This window comes from Sulfurovum sp. bin170, from assembly GCF_010892395.1.
In the GTDB taxonomy this organism is placed as follows: Bacteria; Campylobacterota; Campylobacteria; order Campylobacterales; family Sulfurovaceae; genus UBA1140.
Map to the genome: position 1 here is coordinate 1 of NZ_JAACKB010000313.1, position 3,013 is coordinate 3,013.

At 35.1% G+C, this 3,013-nt stretch carries 3 protein-coding genes; all 3 read right to left on the reverse strand.

Annotation, left to right across the window (positions count from 1 at the left end):
• On the reverse strand, positions 1-1,136 hold a 1,136-nt coding region (locus tag GSY74_RS07475; RefSeq protein ID WP_164664477.1), incomplete at its 3' end, for an oligosaccharide flippase family protein.
• Positions 1,137-2,450, reverse strand: coding sequence for a putative sugar O-methyltransferase (locus GSY74_RS07480; protein WP_164664478.1), 1,314 nt, complete (start codon positions 2,448-2,450; stop codon positions 1,137-1,139). It abuts the gene before it with no gap.
• Positions 2,447-3,013 (reverse strand): methyltransferase domain-containing protein (locus GSY74_RS07485; RefSeq protein ID WP_164664479.1); only part of this gene is annotated, 567 nt, incomplete at its 5' end. The genes GSY74_RS07480 and GSY74_RS07485, both read right to left, overlap by 4 nt.

Below are 3,013 nucleotides of genomic sequence, written 5' to 3' on the forward strand. Positions count from 1 at the left end.
ATAAACGCAAACATAAACCAAATGATAGTTATCTGTGCTATCACTCCAGACTCAGCCCATTTATTACTAAAAATGAGAACAAATATCTCTTCACCAAAAAGAAGAATAATAAAAAGGGGCAGTATAAAAAGTTTTATTAACCCAATGGTTGTTTTGAGATATATCTCTCTAATGTTCTCTCCATTAGCGTACATTTGAGATGCTTTTTGATAAAAAACTCTTCTTGTTGAACCTGAAATCAACAATATTGGAACTTGCATAACTCTAGCAGTCAAGCCGTAAAATCCTGCGATTGCAGGAGAGAAGAGCATTGAAAATAGGAAAATTGGTATATTTTGAGAAAAAGAGTTTAACAGAGAGGAGAAGGTAAAGTATTTTGGAAAACTATCGTGTCGTTTTATATTTGCTTTGAGTCGTCTCTTTGTTAAATATCTCACTCCTAGAGTCTGCTTTTTTATATGAAAATGTAGAGGAACCGATGGCTTTAGCCTCGTATTATTCGGGGCTAAAGCCTCCGCTTCCAAGGAGTTTTGCAAGGTCTCTTTTATATGGAAATGTAGAAATTGATAGAGTACAAAAAAGTTAGAGATAAGCTTCCCTACAATCAATCCATCTAATGCAAATAGGTATCGGCTACTCCACTGTGTGCCAATGGTTGTAACAGACTCTACAACTCTAACCGTTGCTATTTTTTTATATAATTGTCTCCTTGTAGAGTAGGTATCAAAAATTTGAGTTAAACCGAGTATCAATATTGAAGGAGGAAGTAGCCACACAAGATATACCAATCCATTAAAATAGTTCAAAAAGAGGTCATAAAAGAGTACAATAACAAGCGTAACTATAGTGGTTATTATAAATGTAACTGCTACCGATAAAAACACCAAAGTCTGTGCATCTATATCTGATTTTGGTAACATTATCGCCTGTTCATATCTCAAACTAGAGACCTCTCCTATCATACTAGAGATAAGAAAAAAAAGTGAATATAGTCCAAACTCCGTTGGAGTATAAATTCTAGTAAGTATAGGGATAAATGCAAACATCAAAGCTTGTGCCATAAGCGTACCTGACATCAGTGTTGCTATCTGAAATATATAGCTATTCTGCTTTAGTTTATCAATCAATCTACTCATCTAGCCTATTTTTTGCCCAAGCCACTGTGGATGAATATATTTACTATACTCATATAGTAGAGTAGTGAATTTGCTTTTAAATCTCCACTCATAAAATGGAAGCTTATCCGACTCTCGTTTGAACCTTTTGTTGATAGAGTAGAAGTATCCACCGATATTTAGAGTTCTATCTATATGTTCCAAATAGTACTCTGCATAGACCTTTGACATCTCTGACATAGAGTAGGTATCAATGACCAAATCTACACTATTGTTGGGGATATACTTACTAACCCAAGGTGGAATTAAAATAAAATCATACTCCTCTATCAGAGTATCAAACTCATCCAATCTCTCCATAATATCACTCAAATAAGCTACCTTTTTATCAGGAAAATTATAAGCTATAAAATATGAGCAGTAGGTTAGAGTCTCAGGTAAATCAAGTAAAATATGACAACTATTAGGGATATACGATTTCAAAATCCTACCCAATCCACCATACCCTGCTCCTATCTCCCATATAACTGGTCTCTTGTCAAACGAACTGTTACTTAGAATATTATCAACCATCACAGAGTGAAAAAGAAGTCGCAGACTCAATCTCATACCTCTATAATTTACACACAGATTATTCCCCGCATAGCTCTCTGATAGAGAAAATAGAATCTCTTTTTTTACTATCTTGGCATGTCTATGATATTCAAGAACCAAATCTATCGCTTTTAGATAGGATATATGATATCCAAAATCACGGTTTACCACTAAAAACTGGTCTTTGACAATATTTGCAGGTAACTCTTTTATGCCTCTAAAATTAGCCAGATACTCTCGATTGATTTTACCACTGTCAAATAGCTCTTTTTTGAATGCTCTGGACATCTCTTCCCACCAATCAGCTCTATCAAACCTATCAGGGTCATGCTCATTGGCTAAATAATATGATTTTTCTATAGTCTCAAAAATCTCTGTATCTATTTGATAAGTAGGGGATAACTCTACAAGTGGTGGTTTTGGATGAGGGATATTATCTCTGCCAGTAGCGTAAAGAGCTTTTACATCTATGGGGTCAAATCCATCTAGTAGTATCTGTTTTTTAAATATAATTCCATTTGAGATTAAGGCCATAAACTCTCTAAAGCCAAACCATATTCGTCCAATAAAGCTATAGAATTTGATAACTTCAAGTGGGCAAGATGGGGCATCCCATGACTCTAGTAGGAATCTTGATTGAGGTTGATAGATTATAATATGAAAGAGATTTTTAACCTCTTTTTTTAGATAACCTATCCGTTTTAGAGTCCATTTTATAGTGTATAGAGTGTTTTTTATCATTTAATCGCCAATATCCCCTCAAAAGGACCAAACTTCGCAACACTCATAATATCAACAAATCCTGCTCTTCCCAGCATATCCACATTTCCTTGCGTCGAGAAAGGTTCAAGCACTCCCTTTAGACTCCTACTCTTCTGTACAATCTCTTCAGCAGAGTACCCCTGCTCTAGCTTGTACTCATTATAAACACCTGTCATAATATCCTGAAACCGTGCATCAGGAGCTCTTACCTTTTCAAAGTACAAAAATGCACCACCCCAACTGAGACTCTGATATATCTTGTCTATGAGAAGCTGTCTCTGACTTGGTCTTATAAACTGTACCACATAGTATGAAGTGATAAAATCTGATGACTCAAAAGAGTACTCCAAAACATCAGCATACTCAAAAAATAAACTACTCATACTGTATCTTTTTTTTGCACTGGCTACCATATCCTCCTCTATATCCAAACCAATAAACTTAGCACCCCTATCACTAAATCTTTTGGCAAGTTTATGAGAGAGTACTCCTGTAGATGTACCTATCTCATAACAGATAGAATCATCTTTGATAAAATAGTC

Excerpts from the sequence above, each read along its gene's own strand:
- GSY74_RS07480 (WP_164664478.1), bottom strand. The coding sequence starts at position 2,450 with ATGATAAAAAACACTCTATACACTATAAAATGGACTCTAAAACGGATA.